We start from the raw sequence: 21189 nt of genomic DNA, 5'->3' as shown, positions 1-21189 counted from the left end.
CCTGTCGATAAAGGGGCGGGTAAAGGACGCGCAACAATATGACCCTGATCCTCGGCCTTGAATCGAGCTGCGACGAAACCGCGGCAGCGCTCGTCGACAGCGAACGGCGCATATTGGCGCATCGCGTCGCGGGACAGGAAGCCGAGCACAGCCCCTATGGCGGCGTCGTTCCCGAGATCGCGGCGCGCGCGCATGTCGACCGGCTCGCGCCGATCGTCGAGGGTGTGCTCGCCGACGCCGGCGTATCGCTCGCCGAGGTCAATGCGATCGCGGCGACCGCCGGCCCCGGACTGATCGGCGGGGTGATGGTCGGGCTCGTCACCGGCAAGGCGCTCGCCCACGCCGCGAACAAGCCGCTGATCGCGGTCAACCATCTCGAAGGCCATGCGCTCAGCCCGCGCCTCGCCGATCCGGCGCTCGAATTCCCCTATCTGCTGCTGCTCGTGTCGGGCGGCCACTGCCAGCTGCTGCTCGTCAAAGGCGTCGGCGATTACCGCCGTCTCGCGACGACGATCGACGACGCGGCGGGCGAAGCGTTCGACAAGACCGCGAAGCTGCTCGGCCTCGGCTACCCCGGCGGCCCCGCGGTCGAGCGCATCGCAAGGGACGGCGACCCGCACGCGGTGCCGCTGCCGCGCCCGCTCGTCGGCAGCGCCGAACCGCATTTTTCTTTTGCCGGCCTCAAGAGCGCCGTGGCGCGCGCGGCGGCGTCGGGCGAACACAGCGTCCCCGATCTCGCCGCTTCGTTCCAGCAGGCGGTCGTCGATTGCCTCGTCGACCGCAGCCGCATCGCACTCGCCGCCTGCTCCGACGCGACCGCCTTCGTCGTCGCGGGCGGGGTCGCGGCGAACACGGCGATCCGCAGCGCGCTGACCGATCTCGCGGCCCGGTTCGACAAGGCCTTTGTCGCGCCCCCGCTGTGGCTCTGCACCGACAATGGCGCGATGATCGCATGGGCGGGCGCCGAACGCTTCGCCGCCGGACTGACCGACGACCTAGGCGTCGCCGCACGCCCGCGCTGGCCGCTCGATCCCGAAGCCGAGGCGGTGCGCGGAGCAGGGGTGAAGGCATGACGTCATATTCGAATTTCGGCGTGATCGGCGGCGGTGCGTGGGGCACGGCGCTTGCCCAGCTACTCGCCGCCGAAGGCGCGCCGGTGCGGCTGTGGGCGCGCGAAGAAGAGGTCGTCACCGCGATTAATTCCGAACATCGCAACCCGGTCTTTCTTCCCGGCGCCGCGCTCTCGCCCTCGCTGACCGCGACCGGCGCTCTCGCGGACATGGCCGACCTCGACGCGCTGCTCGTCGTCGTTCCCGTACCCTATCTGCGCGCGGTACTCGCCGCGCTTCCGCCCGGCGATGCGCCGTTGATCTTTTGCAGCAAGGGGATGGAAGCGGGCAGCTTTGCCTTCCCGATCGACATGGCGCGCGATCTCGCGCCCCAGCGCCCCCATGCTGTGCTTTCGGGGCCGACCTTCGCACACGAAGTTGCCGCCGGGCTTCCCACCGCGATCACGCTCGCTGCCGCCGACGCCAGCCTCGCGAGCGAAATCGCGCAGGCGCTCGCCCGCCCGCATTTCCGGCCCTATGCCTCGACCGACGTCATCGGCGCGGAGATCGGCGGCGCGGTTAAGAATATCCTCGCGATCGCATGCGGGATCGTCGACGGCGCCGGGCTGGGGCTCAACGCGCGCGCGGCGCTGATCAGCCGCGGTTTCGCCGAAATGACGCGGTTCGGCCTCTCGCGCGGCGCACAGGCCGAAACGCTCGCCGGCCTCGCCGGGCTCGGCGACCTCGTCCTCACTTGCACCTCGTCCAACTCGCGCAATTTCGCGCTCGGTCAGGGGCTCGGGCGCGGCGAAGCCGCCGAGGCGTTGATGGCCGACCGGCGCACCGTCGCCGAAGGCGCCTTCAGCGCCCCCGTCGTCGCCGCAGCCGCACGCGCCGACGGCATCGACATGCCGATCACCGACACGGTCGCGCGCCTCGTCGCGGGCGAAACCCGCGTCGGCGAAGCCATTCAGGCGCTGCTCAGCCGCCCGCTGCGATCCGAAGGGCAATGAAGTACTTCGATCGATTGCCTGCACCTTCCCGCCGCGCTAGACTGCGCTTCGGGGAGCAGCAGAAGGGGCGCCAGGCTTGAGCCAGACGGACAGCGCAGCCGCGCCCCCTTCGCCAGCCGCATCTTCGGGGGATGCGGACACGGCCGCGCTCGCCAAGGGCGGACGCACCAATTTTTTCGGCTTCATCCTTCGCCTCGTCGCGCGCCTGCCCTTCCTCTATGTGGCGGGCCGCTGGTACGGGCCCGAGGCGGTCGGGCGTTTCGCCTTTGCCGTGCTCGTCATCGAACTCGTCGCGCAGCTCGCGACGCTGGGGCTGAAGCGCGGCCTCGCCGAGCAATTGAGCGCGCCCGGCGCCGATCATCGTATCGTCGTGTGGGACGGCATGTTCGTCGCCTTCCTTGCCTCGGCGGCGGGGTCGGCGATCCTCTTCCTCCTCCCGCAACTCATGTATCCGGCGGGCGGGATCGACGGCGCCGATCGCTGGATGGCGCTGCTCGTCTTCGCAATCGCGGGGACCGACATCGCGCTCGCCGCCTGCGCATATAAATTCGACATCGGCGCCACCGTGCGCGCGCGTGCGATCGTCGAACCGTGGGTGATCAGCATCGCCGCCGCGGGATTCTGGTTCGTCTCGGCGCGCGACGGGCTGATGCTGTCTTATGCCGCGGCGATGCTCGGCGCCTTCCTCACCGCTTTGATCCCGATGATCCGGCACTATGGCGGTCCCGGGGTCTGGCGGCCGCATCCAGCGCACCTGATCACCCTCGCGCGGCGTAACGCGCCGCTCGCCGCCGCCGATGCGATCGAATGGGGTACGCGCCGCCTCGACCTCTTCATCCTCGGCCAGTTCACCTCGCCGACGATCTACGGCATCTATTACATGGCGCAGCAGGTCGCCTCGCTGCCGCAGAAATTGAAGACGAGCTTCGAGCCGATTCTCGGCCCGGTCATCACGCGCAACCTGGCCGAGAACCGGCTTGCCGCCGTGGCGGCACAGGTCAGCCAGGTCGGTTTCTGGATCATCGCGGCGCAGGCTGGCGTCGCGCTCGCGCTCGGCATTCCGGGCGAGGCGGTGATGGGCCTTGTCGGCCCCGAATTCGTCAGCGGCACCGCCGCGCTCGCCTTCCTGCTTGCCGCCGAGGTCGTCGCCGCGACCGCGGTCGTCAGCGAGGCGGCGCTCGTCTATGTCGCGCGCCACCGCAACCTGCTCATCAGCATCGCGACGCTCGCGCTGCAGGCGGGTCTCAGCGTCGCGCTGATCCTGATCGCCAAATCGATGGGATTGCCCCCGATCACCTATGCCGGGGCGGTCGCGCTCGCGCTGATGCTGGCGCTCGGCTTCGCATCGCTGGTCAAGGCGCGGCTGCTTGCGCGCATCCTCGGCGCGCCGGTGAACAGCCTGCGCTGGGCGCTCGTCTGGGCGACCGCGGGCGCGGCGGTGCTCGGCTGGGGGGCGACGCAGCTTCCCGAATGGGCCGAGCTGCTGATCGGCGTACCCTTCATCCTCGGCATTTACGCCTGGCTGATCTGGACCCGCGGTTTCGGCCCCGCCGACCGGGCGCTGTTCAAGAAGCACCCGGAAGAAGCGCCGGCGGCCGCGGCCTAATCGACCGCTTTCTGCGCGGCGTCGCCGACGTCCTGCGCGGCATCGCCAACCTTTTGCGCGGCTTCGGTAACTGCGCCCGTCTGCGCGCTGTCGTTGGCGAGGAACTGGAATGCGACAAAGGCCGCAACCGCGAGGACAACGAGCAGGATCAGGCCCATGCCCAATCCGCCGCCGCGACGCGGTTCGCGATCGATGATCGTCGTCGTGTGCGTCGACCCGTCGGGGGTGCGCGTCTCGTGAATTTCATCGGCCATGTCGACCTCCTATGCTGATGGCGCATAGGACGCTTCATCCCGGTGAAAGTTCCTAGGCGAGGCGCGCCGCGACCGTCGCCTTGAGGTCGGTCTGGGCGCGCGGCCCGACCTGCGCGATGATTTCGCGCGCGCACACCGCGCCCATCGTCAGGCAGTCGGCGATCGAACGCCCCTGCGCCTGACCCGACAGGAAGCCCGCCGCGAACAGGTCGCCGGCACCCGTCGTGTCGACGACGGTGTCGATGGGCTCGGCGCCCACTTCGGTGCGTTCGCCGCCGGTGATCGCAAGCGCGCCGTGCGAACCGCGCGTCACGACGAGCAGCGGCACCTGCGGCGCGACCTTTGCGACCGCCGCTTCGAAATCGTCGGTTTCGGCGAGCGCGCAAATCTCGACCTCGTTCGCGAACAATATGTCGAACAGCCCTTCGGCGATCAGCTTGCGGAAATCGGCGCCGTGGCGGTCGATAATGAAGGCATCGGACAGGGTGAAGGCGACCTTGCGCCCCGCGGCCCGCGACACGTCGATCGCGCGCCGCATCGCCGCGCGCGACAGTTCGGGATCCCACAGATAGCCTTCGAGATAGAGGATATCCGAATCGGCGATCCACGCCTCATCGATCATCGACTGTTCGAGCAGGTGGCTCGCGCCGAGGAAGGTGTTCATCGTCCGCTGCCCGTCGGGGGTGACGAGGATCAGGCAGCGCGCGGTCGGCGCGCCTTCGCTGAGCGGCGGGGTTTCATACGCAACGCCAAGCGCGCGGAGGTCGTGCGTGAAGACATGCCCGAGCTGGTCGTCGGCGACCTGCCCGATAAAGCTGCACCGCTGGCCGAGCGCGGCCATCCCCGCGAGCGTATTCGCCGCCGAACCGCCCGACATTTCGATCGCCGGCCCCATCGCCGCGTAAAGCCGTTCGGCCTCTTCGGCGTCGATCAGCCGCATCGACCCCTTGGTCAGGCCTTCGGCGGTGATCAGCGCATCGTCGGCGCGGGCAATGACGTCGACGATCGCATTGCCGATGGCAACAACGTCGAAACGGGCGGTGGAGGCCATGAAATATCCTGTGATGCGTGGAAAAAGCTGCGCGGGCCTTTACGGGCGGCGGCGCATCAAGGCAAGCAGAACGCTCGCGAGCGCCATCCCTCCCCTCTTCAGACCCGCGATCAAGCCCCGGGTGACGAGAGGAATAGATTGTCGACCTGCGCTTGACGGGAGGGGTTCGCTCGCGCCATCCCCTGGTCATGGCCCGCGCCGTTCATGCTTTCCTGCTCGCACTCAGGGACTTGCCCCAGCCGCGCGTGCTCCGCGTCCTCGCGCAGAGCCTTGCCCTCACTTTGCTACTGCTCGCCGCCGCGGGCGCCGCGATCTTCTGGTCCGCGCGCTGGGCGCTCGCGCATTGGCAATGGCTGGGCGAAACCGAGCAGGATATGGCGGGCCTGCTCGTCGTCGTCGTCATCCTCGCCGGCAGCTGGCTGCTGTTTCGCGCGGTCGCGATCGTGGTCGTCGGGCTGTTCGCCGACGGCATCGTCGCCGATGTCGAGGGACGTCATTATCCCGCTGCGGCGGCGGGGGCCGTCGATGTCGGCTGGCGCCAGAATATCGGCCTCGCGCTCGCGTCGCTCGTCCGGCTCGTCGGCGGCAACCTGCTCGCGCTGCCGGTCTATATCCTGCTGCTCGTGACGGGAATCGGCACGCCGATCTTTGCACTGTTCGTCAACGCGCTGCTCCTCGGACGCGATCTCGAGGCGATGGTGCTCGCGCGCCATCCCGACCGGCCGCGGCTCGATCGCCCGGCGCGCTGGTCGCTCGGGCTGCTGTCCGCCGCAAGCTTCATGGTGCCCGTCGCCAATCTGTTGGCGCCTATCCTGAGTGCCGCTATGGCCGTGCACATGCTGCACCTGCGGGACGGGGACGAAAAAAGATGACCAAAAATGGACAGTTGGCCGCCATCTCCGGCCTTGCGCTGACGCTCGGCGCCTGCGCCGGCCCCGCAATCCCGCGCCCCTCGACGCCGCCCCCGGTCACGCAGCAGCCGACGGTGGTGAAGCCGGTGCAGAATAATGCGCTGATCGGCAACAGCGCCGATGCCATCGGCCGCATGTTCGGCAAACCGCGGCTCGACGTCACCGAGGGTGCGGGGCGCAAGCTCCAGTTCGCGGGGACGAACTGCATCCTCGATATCTATTTCTATGCCCCGCGCGCGGGCGCCAATCCGGTCGCGACGCATGTCGACGCGCGCACCCCCGACGGCCGCAACGCCGAGGTCAACAGCTGCGCGCAGTCGCTGCAGCGTTAGGATGGGCGGGAATGGGCCGGTGCCGTTTTACAGGCGAATGACGTCACGGCGTCAATTCGGCGAGCGCCCATAACGCCGCATCGGCCACCATCGGCGAATCATCCTTCGCCAGCCGTTCGAGCACCGGGACAAAGCGTATGTCGCCGCTGTTTCCCGCCGCGATCGCCGCGTTACGCACCATCCGTCCGCGCCCGATCCGCTTGATCGGTGAGCCCGCGAAGACCTGCCGGAAATCGGCATCGTCGAGCGCCAGCAGGTCGGCGAGCGACGGCGCGGCGAGTTCGGCTCGCGGCAGGAAAGCGCGGTGCGCCTGCGCGGTTTCCGCAAATTTGTTCCACGGGCACGCCGCAAGGCAATCGTCGCAGCCATAGATACGGTTGCCGATCCCGCGCCGCAGCGCGACGGGGATCGGGCCGTTGTGTTCGATCGTGAGGTACGAGATGCAGCGACGCGCATCGAGCCGGTACGGCGCAGGAAAGGCCTGCGTCGGGCAGGCATCCTGGCACGCCGAACAGCTGCCGCACGTGTCGCGCCCCGGTTTCGACGGCGCCAGTTCCAGCGTCGTGTAAATTGCCCCCAGAAACAGCCAGCTGCCATGGTCACGGCTGACGAGATTGGTGTGCTTGCCCTGCCAGCCGAGCCCCGCCGCGGCGGACAGCGGCTTTTCCATCACGGGCGCGGTGTCGACGAACACCTTGACCTCGGCGTCCGTCACTTCGGCAACCAGCCAGCGCGCGACCGCCTTCAGCGCCCTTTTGACGACGTCATGATAATCGCCGCCCTGCGCATAGACCGAAATCCGTCCGCGGTCGGGATGATCGGCGAGCGCCAGCGGATCGAGCGCGGGTGCATAACTCATGCCGAGCGCGATCACCGATCGGACCTCGGGCCAGAGACCCTTGGGCGAACCGCGCTGTTCGGCGCGGCTTTCCATCCAGATCATGTCGCCGTGGCGCCCCTCGGCCAGCCATTGGTCGAGCCGCGCCGCGGATTGCGGCGCCGCATCGGCGTGCGCGATCCCGAACGCCGCGAATCCATGCTCGCGCGCGACCGCTTCGAGGCGGTCTTCCAGAGGAGGCAAGGCTTCGGCAACCATTGGCGCTCTATACGCGAGCCGTCTCGCCGTGCCATAGTCCGGTGAGCGAATGATCGGGGACCCAGGTTTGAGCGATTTCAGCGTCGAGGCGAACGGCCTCACCAAATATTTCGGCGATTACAAAGCGGTCGATCATGTCAGCCTCGCGGTGCCGGCGGGCAGCATCTATGGCGTGCTCGGCCCCAACGGCGCCGGCAAGACGACCAGCCTCCGAATGACGCTCGGCATCATCGATCCCGACGAGGGAACGAGCCGGCTGCTCGGCGGGCACCGGCCGCAAGCCGTGCGCAACCGGATCGGCTATCTGCCCGAGGAGCGCGGACTCTATCCCGGCATGAAAGCGCGCGAGGCGATCGCCTTCATGGGCGCGCTGCGCGGGCTCGACTGGTCCGAAGGCCGCCGCCGCGCCGCAGGCTTCATGACCGAACTCGGACTCGAGCGCGTGATCGACGAAAAGATCCGCAAGATGTCGAAGGGCATGGCGCAGATGATCCAGCTGATCGGCTCGATCGTCCACGCACCCGACCTGATCGTCCTCGACGAACCTTTCTCCGGACTCGATCCGGTCAACCAGGAACGGCTCGAAATGCTCGTCCGGCGCGAGCGCGACCGCGGCGCGACGATCCTCTTTTCGACGCATGTCATGGCGCATGCCGAACGGCTGTGCGACCGCATCGCGATCATCGCGCGCTCGGCACGCCGCTTCGAGGGCACGGTCGACGAAGCGCGCGCGCTACTGCCGATGCAGGTGCGTTACACCCCACGAACCGCCGGCGACCCCGCCATCGTCGCCGCCAACCTTCCCGCTGGCGCTGAACTGCGCGGCGACGCATGGCATTTCGCGATTCAGGACGGCGACGTCGAACCCCTGCTCGCGCGCATCACCGCGAGCGGTCATGGCGTCACCGGTCTTTCGATCAGCCGCCCGGCGCTCCACGACGCCTTTGTCCATATCGTCCGCCAGGTCGATGCTGGCTTCGATGCCGACGCGACCGGGGACGCCGTAGAGGAGGCCAGCGCATGACCCCCTTCATCCGCAGCATGTTCGTTGTTGCGCGGCGCGACTTCCTCGCGATCGTCGCGACCCCGACCTTCCTCCTGTTCTTGCTGGCGCCGCTGTTCATGGTCGCGATGGGACTGGCCGGCGGGATGGGCGCGTCGCAGCTCGCCGACAGCGCGCGCGGCGCGGGCCGCATCGTTATCGTCGCCGACGCGGCCGATGTCGAAGCGCTGCGCAGCGCCGATACGCGGCTTCGCGCGGCGATGAGCCGCGAACCCGCGCTGCTCGACATCCGGATCGCCGGCCCCGCCGCCGATCCGGTGAAGATCGCGCACGAAAAGGGCAGCGACACCTATGCGGTGATGATCGGCCCGCTCGCCGCGCCGTACATCGTCGAGCGCGAAAGGGACAGCAGTTCGGGACGCTATCTCGCACTGCTCGCGAGCGACGTGCAGCGCGCCCGGGCCGCGGGGCCCTTGCCGCCCGTCGCACCACGCTTCGAAGCGCTCTCGAACGGCGGCACCAGCATCGCGGTGCAGCAATCGATCGGTTTCGGCGCGGTGTTCATCATATTCCTTTTGACCCTGCTTCTCGCCGGCCAGACCGTGAGTTCGCTCGCCGAGGAGAAGGGCAACAAGGTCATCGAGATCCTCGCCGCCGCGGTGCCGCTCGAAAGCGTTTTCCTCGGCAAGCTGCTCGGGATGCTCGGCGTCGCGATGCTCTTCATCGCCTTCTGGGTGATCATCGCCATGGGGGGCGGGCTGGTCGCCGCGACGCAGGTCGATCCGGCTTCGCTCGCCGCGGCGGGCAAGCCTGCGGCCGCGCTCGCCGCGATGCCCGCGACCGGCTGGCCCTTCTTTCTCGGGATCGGCTTCGCCTATTTCATCCTGTCCTTCCTCCTCCTCGGCGCCGCCTTCCTCGGCGTCGGGGCGCAGGCGGCGACGGTGCGCGAAATCCAGATGCTCAGCCTGCCGATCACCATCTTCCAGGTCGGCATGTTCAGCCTGTCAGCGGGCGCCGCGAGCGCGCCGGGCAGCAGCCTCGCCCGCTTCGCCGAGATTTTCCCCTTCTCATCACCGCTCGCGATGGCGGCGCGCGCCGCGACCGACGATGCCAAGGCGGTCCACCTGCTCGCGCTTGGCTGGCAGGCGATCTGGGTCGCGCTCGTTATCTGGGTTTCGGTCCGGCTGTTCCGGTCGGGGGTGCTGAGCAGCGGGAGCGGCTGGAAATTCTGGCGCCGCGCTCCGACGGGACGCACCGCACGTCATTGACAAAGCTGTTAGCAGTGGCATTCTGCAACTGATTTCGCCGACGGCGGCAAGCGTCGCGGCGAGTCCCTTGCGAAGAGAGGATGCCCGATGGCGACTGCAGCCAAACCCCAGCCTGTCACCCACGCCTATGACATGAGCCCCGCCGCGATCTATTCGGAGGATCGCTGGCAGGAACCCTTTGCCGAACTTCGCAAACTGGGCGGTATCGTGAAGTGCGAGGACAGCGTCCACGGCCCCTATTGGAATATCGCAAGCCATCAGGCGATCCAGCACGTCGAGGCGCTCCCCGACATCTACAGCTCGTCATGGGAATATGGCGGGATCACGATCCTCGAACGCGACGAGGATGAGGATTTCCGCCTGCCGATGTTCATCGCGATGGACCGGCCGCAGCACACCGACCAGCGCCGCACCGTCGCCCCCGCCTTTACGCCCGCCGAAATGACGCGCCTGTCGGAGGATATTCGCAACCGCACGGGCGAGGTGCTCGACAGCCTGCCGTGGAACAGCGAATTCGACTGGGTCGATCGCGTGTCGATGGAGCTGACGACGCAGATGCTCGCTTTGCTCTTCGATTTCCCCTGGGAAGACCGCCGCAAGCTCACCGAATGGTCCGACTGGATGGGCGACGTCGAACTCGCGCAGAAGGTCGAGCTCAAGGAACAGCGCCGCGCGGTGCTCGAGGAAGCCTTCGTCTATTTCCAGAAGCTGTGGATGGAAAAGCTCGACCAGCCGCCGACGCCCGACCTCCTGTCGATGATGCTGCACAGCGAGGCGATGCGCAACATGGACAAATATGAGTTCATCGGGAACCTCGTCCTCCTCATCGTCGGCGGCAACGACACGACGCGCAACACCATGTCTGGGCTTGCCTATGGGCTCGACAAATTCGCCGACCAGCGCGCGAAGCTCGAAGCCGATCCGTCGCTGATCCCCAATGCGGTCAGCGAAATCATTCGCTGGCAGACGCCGCTGGCGCATATGCGCCGCACCGCGCTCGAGGATGCCGACCTCTTCGGACACCAGATCAAGAAGGGCGACAAGCTCATCCTCTGGTATCTGTCGGCGAACCGCGACGAGAGCGTGTTCGACGATGGCGACGCGCTGAAACTCGACCGCGAGAATGCCCGGCGCCACCTGTCGTTCGGCTATGGCGTCCACCGCTGCGTCGGCGCGCGGCTCGCCGAGCTTCAGCTCCGCATCCTGCTCGAAGAGATGGCGGCGCGGCGGATGCGCGTGAACGTCACCGGCACCCCCGAACGCGTCCACGCCTGCTTCGTCCACGGTTTCCGGTCGCTGCCCGTGCAAATCGAGAAATATTGACGCGGGCTTGTAACCCTTCGGCGAAGGCGTACGTATCGCAAGGCATGATCGAACGTCGTTATCTTCTCGGCGGACTTGCGCTCGGCGGCGCCGTGATCGGCGCGCCGATGCTCTTCGCCCGATCGGCGCGCCCGAAAGCGCAGGCCGGGTGGCAGCTCTCCGACGCCGAATGGAAAAAGCGCCTGTCGCCGCTGCAATATCGCGTGCTGCGCGAGGCGGCGACCGAACGCCCCTTCACCAGCCCGCTCGACAAGGAAAAACGCGCCGGCACCTTCCTGTGTGCGGGCTGCGCCCTGCCGCTTTATTCGAGCCGGACCAAGTTCGACAGCGGCACCGGCTGGCCCAGCTTCTGGGCGCCGCTGAAGGGCGGGATCGCCACCTCGACCGACCATGAGCTCGGCTATGCGCGCACCGAGGTGCATTGCAAACGCTGCGGCGGCCACCTCGGCCACGTCTTCAATGACGGGCCGAAACCCACCGGCAAGCGCTATTGCATGAACGGCGCGGCGCTCAGTTTCCAACCCGCCTGAAGCACTTCACTCGGGCTTGACGCGCCACACCGACAGGCCCGCACGCGCGGTGAGCGGCACCGCTTCGAGCCAGGCCGGTGGCTTCCCCGCATAAAGCTGCGCCGCGAGCGCATCCTTGCGTGCGCGGCGATAGCCGCGAAAATCATTGGCGGTCGGGCAATAGACGATCAGCGTCGCCTTTTGCTTGCGCACCAGCGCTTCGGCCGCCGCCGGATCGCCGGCGAACACGCGAATTGTATCCGCCATCGCCTCGCGGTTGCGATGATGCGGGGTCGCGACGAGGCTGTGGCGCGTCCAGAACAGGATCGACGGGCCGAGGTCGATCGGGGTCAGGATCGTCGTCGTCGGCAGGCGGTCGAGCGCCGCGATCGTGTCGCGGTCGAGACAGGTCGCTTTGTGGGATACCGCGGCGCCGGTTTCCCTTTCGGCGGCTTTCGATGCCGGAAAAACTGTCTCGAACGCGGCGACGACCGCCATGCTCCCCAGAAGCGGCAGGGTCAGCGCCGCCGCGACCGACGCGAGGATCCGCGGCAGCGTCGAACCGATCGAGCGCGCCCAGGCCCACGCACGCAGCCCGAGCCAGGCACAGCCGGGCAAGGCGAACAGATGCGCGGTCCCGGCGCTGCGCAGGACGAACAGCGACAGCGCCGCCGCCCCCGCCAGCGCGACGATCAGGGTCGCCCAGTTGCGGCGATCGACCGCCATCGCCGCACCGCGCCAGGCGAGCAAAGCCCCGGCGAGGCCAATAAGCGAAGGCAGCAGGACATGAATCGCGTCGGCCGGGCTCGACGCCCACACCGGCTGCCCTTCGAGGACATGCCGATACCAATATTGCACGACGATCGGGTCGAGCGACGCAAACGGGCCTTTGGCGCATTGCGGCTCGGTCCAGACGAGCACACCCGCCGCGGCCGCGCCCGCGACCCCGAGCGATGCAAAGCGGACCCAGGATTGCGCGGGGTTCGCGCGCGCTACCGCAAGGGTCAGCGCCGCCGCGGCGATGAACGCCGCGAGATAGGGTACCGAAAGCGCGTCGCACCAGCGGCCAATGAGCCCCGCAGGACCGTGCGTCAGGAACTGGAGCAACAGCGCACCGCCCGCGAGCGCGGCCATATAGCCGCACAGGCGCGCACGATCCTCGCCGCACCCATGGAGCACCCAGCGTAGCGCCGCGAGACCCGCGAACAGCGCCGCGATCGGCAGCCCCTCGATCGACACCGCGATCAGCGCGGCGGCGGCAAGCCCCGCATACACCCCCGCGCGCACGGTCGCGGGCCGCAGCGCCTGTCCGATGACGATCATCGCGAGCAATATCTGCCAGCCGTGATGATCGACGCGCAGCGGCCGGAACTGGACGATGATGTAGCCCGCCATGATCAGGAACAGCGGCACGACATAGGCGATCCGGCGATCGGACAGATCGCGGTATCCCAGCACGCACGCGACGCTGAGCGCCGCGCCAAGCAGCGGTGGCCACAGCGTCATCACGATCCGTTCGGCCATCGCCTGCCCGAACAATGGTTCGAGCACGACGATCCCGGCAGCCAGCGGCGCATCGACGATCCGCGACCAGTGCATCAGCACCCCACCGCCCGCCGGATTGACGCGATGTTGCGCGAGGTCCCACCAGCCCTGTCCGGCGAGCAGGTCGCGGACCTGCACCATGCGCATCGCGTCGTCGGTATCGGAGAGGTCGAGCGCGACGATCGCATGCCAGTTGAAGATGATCGCGATCAGGCTCATCGCCGCCCAGACGATCAGCGCGATCCGCACCGGGGTGAACCACGGCCCAAGCGAGAGGCCGCCCTGCGCGGGCGTGCCGTTCATGCCGCTGCGGCCCGGAAGACGATATGGCGGCGGAGCAGATAGGTGGTCTGGAAACTGACGACGATCGCCGCAAGCTTTGCAAGCCGCGGATCGAGGCCGAGCGCGCTGCCGCCCCCGACGATCGCCGTCGTGACGGCAAGACCGACCAATGCCGATCCGACAAAGAGCAGTTTCTGGCGGTGGCGCTCACCCGTGCCGCGCGCCGCGGCGCCGTCGGCGAAAACGAGTCGGCTCGAGATCATCCAGTGGACAAGGATCCCGGCGCAATAGCCGGTCGCCGACGCCGGTACCGGCGACAGCCCGGCATCGAGCAACAGCAGGAACAGCCCTGCATCGCTGCCGAGCGCAAGCCCGCTGGCGAGCAGATAGTTGAGCCAGCGAATCTCGCCGCGCCGCACCGACGCGATCAATCGGGTCACAGGTTGCATGGCGCCGATCCCCCCGGCCAAAGCCTCAGGCGGCCTTCGCCACGCGCGTCGGAACATCGCGGACCGACGCGAGTGCGGCCCGTTCGCCCTCGGTGCCGCTTTCATGATATTCGGCATCCTCGTTGACGCCCCAGATATCATAGAGTTTTTCGCCCGCGACGATGTTGCGCACCGTCAGCATCGCGGTCATCATCGCATGATCCTGGTTGTTATAACGGTGCATGCCGTTGCGCCCGACCATGTGCAGCGTCGGATAGCGCGCCTCGAGTTCGCTGCGCATCGTCTCGACATGCGCGGCATAGTCGTCGTCATAGACGGGATAGGCTTTTTCCTGCCGCACCACCGCGCCGCCGACGACATCTTCCGGATCGCAAAGGCCGAGGATTTCCATTTCCTTCGTCGCCAGCGCAACCAGCTGCTCGTCGCTTGCTGCCCAGAGGTTATCGCCCTCGAAACAGAAATATTCGAGGCCGACGCACGCGAGTTCGGGGTCGGGCACCATCTCGGGCGACCAGCTGCGGAAATTCTGCACGCGGCCGACCCGAACCTTGCTGTCGTGGATATAGATCCAGTTGTCGGGGAACAGGTCCTCCGACCGGATCTTGAGCGCGACGGTCAGGAAGTCGCGATATTTGAGGTTCGGCGCCGCGCTCAGCGCGCACGCCGGCAGCGGATGGATACGCGCCGCCAGTTCGCGCATCGGCGCCGAGCTGATGACATGGCCCGCGTCGATCACGATATCGCCGTCGGGGCCGGTCGCAGTCATCCGCCAGCGCCCCGTCCTCTGGTCCTGCGTCAATTGTTTGAAGCTGTGGCCCATCAGCACATGGTTGCCGCCCGCGACGACCTTGTCGCGCGCCGCGTCCCACATCATGCCGGGGCCGAGCCGCGGGTAGCGGAAGGTTTCGAGCAAGGTCTTGGTCGCCATGCCGTCATTGGGCTTCTTGTTGAGCCCGAGGCTGCGCTTCAGCCCGTCGAGTACCGCGGCGCCGAGGCTGAGCCCCTTGATGCGCTGCGCCGCCCAGTCGGCCGACATTTCGTCGCACGGCATGCCCCACACCTTCTCGGTATAGGTCTTGAAAAAGATCGAATAGAGCTTCCGTCCGAACTGGTTGATCGTCCAGTCCTCGAAACTGCGGACCTTCCGGTTCGGGAACAGCTTCGCCTGCGCATAGCTCACCATGCACAATGTCGAGCGTATGATACCGAGATTCCACAGCGCCTCGAACGCGCGCAGCGGATAGGAATAGAATTTGCCTTCGTAATAGATGCGGCTCATCCGCGGGCGCTCGATGAAATCGTCGGGCAAAATCTCGTTCCACAGGTCGACGACTTCGCGGCTCTTCGAAAAGAAGCGATGTCCGCCGATGTCGAAGCGAAATCCCTCATGCTCGACGGTGCGGCTGATCCCGCCGACATAGACCGGGTCCTTTTCGATCACCGTCACGCTGTAACCCTGCTGGGTCAGCTGATAGGCGGCGGTCAGCCCCGCCGGCCCGGCGCCAATGATGGCGACATCGGCGCTCGTCGGACGGTTTTTCGAACCCAAGGCATCGGACATTGTTTGACTTCCCCACAGGCAAATTCATGCTCACACCCGCTGTGGCCAATCATGGATAAAAATTGGTTAATGACCCGCGGAGTTTCTCGAAAAAGCGCGGCTTCGCCGCTTGGGAAGCCTCCCAAATTGCTGTAAACTGGCACCGGCCAAGGAGGCGCACGGCATGGCAGGCGGTCTGGCAATCGTATTGAGCGGGGGCGGCGCGAAAGGCGCCTTCCAGGTCGGCGTCGTCCACGAACTCGTCGTCAATCGCGGCGTTCGCCTCGACATCGTCGCCGGCGTATCGACCGGCGCGATCCAGGCGCTCGGCGTTGCACAGGACGATGTCCCGGGGCTGCTCGACGCCTGGCTCGGCATCAAGGGCAACAGCTCGATCTACAAATCGCGCCCGCTCGGCGTCGTTGGCGGGCTGCTCGGCGAGGATGCGCTTTACGACACCGCGCCACTCAAAAAACTGCTCAAGGGCTTCGCAAACGATGCGAAGCTCCGCGCGAGCGGGCGCAAGTTGCTGCTCGGCGTCGTCAATCTCGGCACAGGCACCTATCGCAGCATCGACGAAAGCGTGCCCGGCATCCACAATTGGGTTTATGCGAGCTGCGCGATGCCGCTTTTCTTCGATCCCTTGAAGACGCGCGCGAGCGACGGGACCGAGGAGCAATGGGTCGACGGCGGGGTGCGCGACGTGACGCCTTTGAGCGCGGCGCTCGAAATGAACCCGCGCGGGGTGATCGCGGTGCGCGCGTCGCCGGCACCGCGGCCCGGCCCGGTTCGCGTCTTTCCCGATTTGATCAAGATCGGGCTGCGCGCGGTCGATATCTTGCAATCGGAAGTGTCGGCGAACGACCTCGCCGGCGCGGCGCTGATCAACGACCTGATCGCCGCGCGCGAGGGACAGCTTCGCGCGCTGCAGAACGAGGGCATCGGCGGCGCGCAGGCGGCGCGCATCCTTCGCCCGCTCGACGTCCAGATCGCACGCTATCGCTTCGCGCCGATCCGCATCATCGAACCCGAAGAGGAAGTCGCCGAAACGCTCGAATTCAACCCGGCAAAAATCCGCGCCGCGATCGACGCCGGCCGCCGCGCGGTCGACCGCGAATGGGACGCGCTCGAACCGCTGTTGAGCTGAATCGACGCAAAAGCGCCGCTATCGGTTCACCGACAGGCGCGCTTTTCGGGCCTCATCGCAATATTCGCCGCGTTCAGCACACGCCGCTTCCAGCGCCCGGATCGATTTTTCCCATTGCGCAGCAACATATGGGTCCTTCGCGATAACCGGCGAATAGACCTGCCTGTGCTGCGCTTCTCCCATCGGGGCGCGATCGATCGAAGATCGCTTGGCGCCGTCATTCCGCGGCGACGGTACGGCAGAAACCAGCACCGCAAACAGCCCCGCTGCCGCAAGCAGCAGGCCCAGCGCCACGGCGATCCACACAGTTTTTCGCACGTCATCGCCTTCCGGGGCCGACCTCGTTGCGGTGCTTCATCCCTTCCCCGGCGCGGCGCAGCAAGCAAATTGTCGATTCTTCCATGACCGCTACGGTCGGCGCTCCTCTTCCTCCGGCGGCCCGCGTGCGCTGTTTCCGCCCGATGGGCTCCCATCACGCAACGCGACGTCGCGGCGCAGCGGCTTCAGTACCAGCACGCCGAGCCGGACGCGTGGCGTCGCCTTGCCCGGCACCGCGCCCACTGCGAAATCACTGTCGAGCCGCAGCGCCGCCGCCGACGCCTTGCCCAGCCGAATCGTGTAGCGTCCGTAAGCGACGCTTTCGAAAAGGAAGTATCCGTCGAACTCGGTGACCGTCGTCGCCCGCACGCGCCCTTCGGCATCGACGAGTTCGACACCGAGTCCCTCGATCGGGTTGCCGCCATCGCGGCGAAGGGTCCCCTCCACCTCGCCCGCCGCGGTCATCGGCAACGCGACGCGCGTCGCGACACCCGGCCGAGGCGACACGACCACCCCCGGCAGCGCGGGCTGGACATAGGGGTCGGGCAGGCTGCCGGCGTCGATCCCGATCATCACGGCGCGGAAGGGTTCGAGCCCGTCGATCGTCCCCCGACCCTCCTTGTCGGTCGCCGCCTCGACCACGGCATTGCCCGCGGTCAGCGGCACACCGGGCAACGCCGCCTCGCCGGGCTGGCGAATGCCGTCGCCATTGTCGTCCATCCATACATCGGCGATCACCTGCCCGCGGCTCGCGAGCTTCTCGCTCGACACGCGCCAGCCACCATTCGATTTGGGGCCGAAGCTGAAAGCGAGCGCGAGCGACGCCGCGACGGACCCGTCGCTCGCCACCTCGCCGAACCCCGTCAGCTGCAACTTGTTGAAACGGCGCGTATATCCAAGGCCCGCGCGTGCGCGATCGAGCCCGCGGTCATAGCCGAGCTCGGTCCGCCATTCGGCGTCGCCCTTCCCCGCCCATTCGCCGATCAGCGTCATGCGCGTGTCGCTATTGTCCCCCGCCAGCGCAAAGCGCGCCTCGCCCCGGACGCGAACGCGGCCGATGCGGGCATTGGCGAGCAGGGTGGCCGAGAGGTTGTCGGGCGGGTCGGGGCCGACGGGCACCTTGGTCCGGCTCCAGTCGAGCTGGCCGGTAAAGGTCAGCGCACGGAAGCTCGCCGATGCGCGTGCGCTGGCCTCGAGACTTTCGATCCCCGACCGCCGCTCGACCTGCCGCACATCGAAATGGAGCGGCAGCACCGTCCGCCCGAGCGTCACCGACTGATCGACCGAAATCGAATATTGGCCGTTGATATTGCCGAGGAAACGGTCCGACACGAACCCGCCCCAGCCGCGCATCGCATCGGCGCGGACATAGGTTTCGCCGAACGCCGCCAGCCAGCTCGCGCGTGCCGCCACTCCGCCATTGTTGGCATAGGATCCGCCGACCTCGAGCAACGACGGCCCGATCGAGCGGTGCAGCGCGACCTCGCCATAATTGTACCGGACATTTTCGATCAGCAGGCTGTGCATATAGGCGGCGGCCGACGTGCGCGTGTCGAGCCCGCGTTCGATGCCCAGCGTCCCGCGCCAGCCGCGTCGGAACGCGCCGCGCAGCCGGCTTCCGAATTCGATCAGATCGGCATTTTCCTGCGCGAAACCTGCCCAATACCAGGTCTGCTGCGGCGGGATCGAATCCATGCCGACCTGCACCTGCCGGATTTCGCGCCGGACCTGCCCCTGCGGTCCGTACAACACGATCTCGAACCGGTTCGCGCCATATTGCAGCGGCACATCGATGAATTCATAGCGCCCGTCGCCATTCGGGCTCGTGAAGGCGAGCAACTGGCCGTTGCGGTACAGCTCGGCATCCCAGCCGGCGGGCAAATCGCCGCGAAAATTGGTTTTGTCGAACGCATCGGGGCGTTCGATCGGGCGGTTGGTGAGCACCGCGCCGCGCCCCGGCGCCGACGCCGCGACGATTCCCGTCGACAGCAGGCTGACGTCACCCACGCCATAATGCGTCGCCTTCAGCGGCCCGAGCAATCGCCCTTGCGGATCGGTGCGATAGAGCCGCATCCGCAAACTGTCGGGCACCCCCTCATTGTCCGACGACAACCGCGCGTCGAAACTCTGGCCCAGCACCTCGCCCGCGGCAAAAACCTCATAGCGGCCCTGCACATAGGATCCCCCGCGCTTGTCCGACACGCCCCCGGCCGAGGCGACAACGTCGATCGAGGGCGTCGCCCACGCCTGATACGGCCGCGCCGCCTGCGGCAGGCTCGCGAGGTCGAACTGCGCTTGCGGACGGATCGCGGCGGCGCGCGCGCGGCGCTCGGCGGCGAGCTGGAAGGGCAGCTTGTCCTTCGAATCGATCCGCAGCACCGCATTCGACAGGTCGACCGCGAGCGGCACGCCGAGCCAGTCGTTCAGGCTGTCGAGGTCGACGCACCAGCCCGCAGGCGTATCGCGGATCGTCGTCGCGTCCAGGCGAAAACCCTGGCTTCCCGCGCGCACTTCGCCCGCTTCGCGGTCGATCGTCAGGCTGCGCCGCTCGTCGAACACCCAACCGGTTGCGCGGCGCAACTTCTTGTCGACGCGCACCGCGAGATCGAGCGCGAGCACAACATCGCCCAGATCGACGCAAATGCCCTGCGGGGTCTGATAGCCGCGCACCCCGTCGCCGAGGCGATATGGCCCCGAACGCACATCGAACAGCCAGCTATCATCCTCGTTCGGCGCCCAATTGTCGGCGGCAAGCGAAACGGGCTTCTTCTCGACAGCCTGAGCGCCGGCGGAAACGAATCCCGCCAGCGCCAGCCCGGCGAACATCGCCGGTTTCCACCGTGCAAGCACCGCGCGGATCATCGCCCCGCCCGCTTCGCTCCGATTCTACCGCGTCACTTCACCATCCGCGCCGCCTCGTCGATCGTGCCGCCGCCGATTTCGCGATCCTCGCTGTAACGGATGCGCACCGGCCCCTTCAGTTTCGCGGCGAGCTCCCCCGGTACGCGCAGCGACACCTTGCGTGCGCTAACTTCGGGATAGACCGCGATGCCGCGCGCGACGAGCAGCGGCTCGGGCACCCCCGGCCGCGTCACCTCGATATCGCCATAGACCGACCGATTGCCCGTGCGCGCGAGGTCGAAATTGAACGCCGGCCCGTCCCGCGTATCGCTCACCCACGCCTCGCCGATCGCCGCCTCGGCGCCAAGGTCGCCGACGCGCACGATCACGGGGATCGTGATGCCATAGATTGGCGTCAGCGCGATCGAGACCCCCTCGCCCGCCGGTTTCGGTTCGGCGGACGCCGGCGCCGTGTCGGGAACCGACCGGAACAGCATATGCGCGCGATATTCGCCCGGCGGCGTCCCTTCGGGCAGGCGCACCCCGACGCGCACGACCTGCGGCTGGTTCGGCGGCAGCGTGACGCGCCGCGGGCTGAACGCGATCATGTCGAGCGCCGCGCGTTCGGCGGGCGTGACATTCTCCTCGGCAATCTCGTCGAGCCCGCCCTCGGCGGTCATCCGCTTGATTTCGAGGCTGATGCGATAAGTCGCGGGCTCGCTGCCGATATTGTTGAGCACCACCTCGGTCCCGCGCGATCCGTCGAGGATGACGCGCGTCGGCGCGACGAGCAGGTCGCCCGCCGCCAGCGCGGGCGATGCCGCGGTGCCGAACGCAGCCGCGGTGAACAGGCCAAGGGCCTTCAGAAAGCGAAACATGGATACGATCCCCACAATCGTCCGGGAAACGGCCCCACACCGCCCCGATGGTCGTATCCTGCCTGCGACAACATGGTTGATATTTCGCTAACCATGCTGGCAGCTTGCACAAAAAAGGGGTCGCCGGACCCGTGCCCGGCGACCCCATTTTCACGGCTGGCGGATATTGGCCCGCCACGCCCCCCAAATCTTACTGGTAGTTGGCGGTGACGTTGAACGTCCCCGAATAGTCGCCCGACGCCTGGTTGGCGCCGACGCTCAGCGTGCCGCCGACCTGGAAGCTGCCGCCGGTGGTGCCCAGCGTGATGTTCGGCGCCGAATAGGTCAGCGTCGACGACATCGTGCCGCCGAGCGAGCCGTTGAGCGTGACGCTCGAATCGCCGCCAACGAGAACGACGGCGCCATTGGTGCCCTGAACGTTGAAGCTGCCGGCCGTCGTCGTCCCCGTGCAGGTCAGGCCCGCGCCGCAGGTCACGCCGCCAGCCGTCGAAACCGCGACGGTCGAAGCGGTCGCGCCGCTGATGATCGTCGCATATTGCAGGTCGCTGGTCTTGGTGAGCGTGATCTGGCGCAGGATCTTCGCCGTCGCCGTCCCCGTGGCCGACGCCGCATGGGCCGCCGAGGCGTTCATGGCGAGAGCAGCAATCGCGGCGCCCAAGAGGGCGCGCTTCATTCCAAAGTTGCGCATATGATTTGGTCCCTTGAATCCAAAAACTGGAAGTCGAATTTCGAATGGATATCCCACCCCATTCGCCGACCTGTTTAGGGGACGAC

20 protein-coding genes are annotated in these 21189 nt (G+C 67.3%); 10 read left to right on the top strand and 10 right to left on the bottom strand.

The features are described 5' to 3' along the window. The first annotated feature begins 38 nt into the window (after positions 1–38). The 3 genes from tsaD to VGN62_RS18805 all read left to right on the top strand — a co-directional run bounded on the left by tsaD (position 39) and on the right by VGN62_RS18805 (position 3668). A complete protein-coding gene (gene tsaD / locus VGN62_RS18815; RefSeq protein ID WP_327456740.1) occupies positions 39–1073 on the top strand; it encodes a tRNA (adenosine(37)-N6)-threonylcarbamoyltransferase complex transferase subunit TsaD in 1035 nt (344 codons plus the stop codon). Beyond that, the gene (locus tag VGN62_RS18810; protein WP_327456738.1) at positions 1070–2062 is read left to right on the top strand and encodes an NAD(P)H-dependent glycerol-3-phosphate dehydrogenase; all 993 of its coding nucleotides are present in this window, start codon (positions 1070–1072) and stop codon (positions 2060–2062) included. Before tsaD ends, VGN62_RS18810 begins: the two co-directional genes overlap by 4 nt. A 76-nt stretch (positions 2063–2138) precedes the next feature. Beyond that, complete coding sequence (locus tag VGN62_RS18805; RefSeq protein ID WP_327456736.1) at positions 2139–3668, top strand: lipopolysaccharide biosynthesis protein; 1530 nt, start codon at positions 2139–2141, stop codon at positions 3666–3668. Here the strand turns inward: VGN62_RS18805 and VGN62_RS18800 are convergent. Both VGN62_RS18800 and VGN62_RS18795 read right to left on the bottom strand, forming a co-directional pair. Next, positions 3665–3922: a hypothetical protein gene (locus VGN62_RS18800; RefSeq protein WP_327456734.1), complete on the bottom strand. Its 258-nt coding sequence runs from the start codon at positions 3920–3922 to the stop codon at positions 3665–3667. The genes VGN62_RS18805 and VGN62_RS18800 overlap by 4 nt on opposite strands. A 52-nt stretch (positions 3923–3974) precedes the next feature. Further along, entirely contained in the window at positions 3975–4973 is a 999-nt protein-coding gene (locus VGN62_RS18795) for an adenosine kinase (RefSeq protein WP_327456732.1), read from the bottom strand. 188 nt (positions 4974–5161) lie between these two features. Between VGN62_RS18795 and VGN62_RS18790 the strand changes: the two genes are divergently transcribed. Then, positions 5162–5845 carry an EI24 domain-containing protein gene (locus VGN62_RS18790; RefSeq protein ID WP_327456730.1) on the top strand — a complete coding sequence of 228 codons (684 nt, stop codon included), beginning with the start codon at positions 5162–5164 and terminating at the stop codon, positions 5843–5845. Further along, positions 5842–6216 carry a hypothetical protein gene (locus VGN62_RS18785; protein ID WP_327456728.1) on the top strand — a complete coding sequence of 125 codons (375 nt, stop codon included), beginning with the start codon at positions 5842–5844 and terminating at the stop codon, positions 6214–6216. The genes VGN62_RS18790 and VGN62_RS18785 overlap by 4 nt, the downstream gene beginning before the upstream one ends. Positions 6217–6259: 43 nt before the next feature. Here VGN62_RS18785 and queG read toward each other — a convergent pair whose 3' ends face one another. Next, a complete protein-coding gene (queG, locus tag VGN62_RS18780; RefSeq protein ID WP_327456726.1) occupies positions 6260–7312 on the bottom strand; it encodes a tRNA epoxyqueuosine(34) reductase QueG in 1053 nt (350 codons plus the stop codon). A 49-nt stretch (positions 7313–7361) separates the two neighbouring features. Between queG and VGN62_RS18775 the strand changes: the two genes are divergently transcribed. From VGN62_RS18775 to msrB, 4 genes are all read left to right on the top strand, one after another. Continuing rightward, positions 7362–8336, top strand: a complete 975-nt coding sequence (locus tag VGN62_RS18775) for an ABC transporter ATP-binding protein (protein WP_327456724.1) — start codon at positions 7362–7364, stop codon at positions 8334–8336. After that, positions 8333–9583 (top strand): ABC transporter permease, encoded by a 1251-nt coding sequence (locus VGN62_RS18770; protein ID WP_327456722.1) that lies wholly within the window; start codon positions 8333–8335, stop codon positions 9581–9583. Before VGN62_RS18775 ends, VGN62_RS18770 begins: the two co-directional genes overlap by 4 nt. A gap of 87 nt (positions 9584–9670) precedes the next feature. After that, positions 9671–10906 carry a cytochrome P450 gene (locus VGN62_RS18765; protein WP_327456720.1) on the top strand — a complete coding sequence of 412 codons (1236 nt, stop codon included), beginning with the start codon at positions 9671–9673 and terminating at the stop codon, positions 10904–10906. A 44-nt stretch (positions 10907–10950) separates the two neighbouring features. Next, positions 10951–11436, top strand: coding sequence for a peptide-methionine (R)-S-oxide reductase MsrB (gene msrB, locus VGN62_RS18760; protein WP_327456718.1), 486 nt, complete (start codon positions 10951–10953; stop codon positions 11434–11436). A gap of 6 nt (positions 11437–11442) precedes the next feature. On the opposite strand, the gene VGN62_RS18755 is transcribed toward msrB, so the two are convergent. From VGN62_RS18755 to VGN62_RS18745, 3 genes are read right to left on the bottom strand one after another with little or no spacing between them, the layout of a single operon-like run. Further along, positions 11443–13263 (bottom strand): hypothetical protein, encoded by a 1821-nt coding sequence (locus tag VGN62_RS18755; protein ID WP_327456716.1) that lies wholly within the window; start codon positions 13261–13263, stop codon positions 11443–11445. Continuing rightward, positions 13260–13691, bottom strand: coding sequence for a GtrA family protein (locus tag VGN62_RS18750; protein WP_327456714.1), 432 nt, complete (start codon positions 13689–13691; stop codon positions 13260–13262). The genes VGN62_RS18755 and VGN62_RS18750 overlap by 4 nt, the downstream gene beginning before the upstream one ends. Before the next feature lie 25 nt (positions 13692–13716). Continuing rightward, complete coding sequence (locus VGN62_RS18745; protein WP_327456712.1) at positions 13717–15252, bottom strand: NAD(P)/FAD-dependent oxidoreductase; 1536 nt, start codon at positions 15250–15252, stop codon at positions 13717–13719. 163 nt (positions 15253–15415) lie between these two features. On the opposite strand from VGN62_RS18745, the gene VGN62_RS18740 reads away from it, so the two are divergent. Continuing rightward, positions 15416–16378, top strand: coding sequence for a patatin-like phospholipase family protein (locus VGN62_RS18740; protein WP_327456710.1), 963 nt, complete (start codon positions 15416–15418; stop codon positions 16376–16378). Positions 16379–16396: 18 nt separating this feature from the next. On the opposite strand, the gene VGN62_RS18735 is transcribed toward VGN62_RS18740, so the two are convergent. The 4 genes from VGN62_RS18735 to VGN62_RS18720 all read right to left on the bottom strand — a co-directional run bounded on the left by VGN62_RS18735 (position 16397) and on the right by VGN62_RS18720 (position 21103). Next, positions 16397–16672, bottom strand: coding sequence for a hypothetical protein (locus VGN62_RS18735; RefSeq protein ID WP_327456708.1), 276 nt, complete (start codon positions 16670–16672; stop codon positions 16397–16399). 114 nt (positions 16673–16786) lie between these two features. Further along, entirely contained in the window at positions 16787–19558 is a 2772-nt protein-coding gene (locus VGN62_RS18730; protein ID WP_327456706.1) for a carboxypeptidase regulatory-like domain-containing protein, read from the bottom strand. A gap of 32 nt (positions 19559–19590) precedes the next feature. Then, a complete protein-coding gene (locus VGN62_RS18725; protein ID WP_327456704.1) occupies positions 19591–20415 on the bottom strand; it encodes a molecular chaperone in 825 nt (274 codons plus the stop codon). Between the two features lie 190 nt (positions 20416–20605). Next, positions 20606–21103, bottom strand: coding sequence for a DUF4402 domain-containing protein (locus VGN62_RS18720; protein WP_327456701.1), 498 nt, complete (start codon positions 21101–21103; stop codon positions 20606–20608). Positions 21104–21189 lie beyond the last annotated feature (86 nt).

This window comes from Sphingopyxis sp., assembly GCF_035998905.1.
In the GTDB taxonomy this organism is placed as follows: Bacteria; Pseudomonadota; Alphaproteobacteria; order Sphingomonadales; family Sphingomonadaceae; genus Sphingopyxis.
This window is presented reverse-complemented; position numbering and strand designations above follow the sequence as displayed.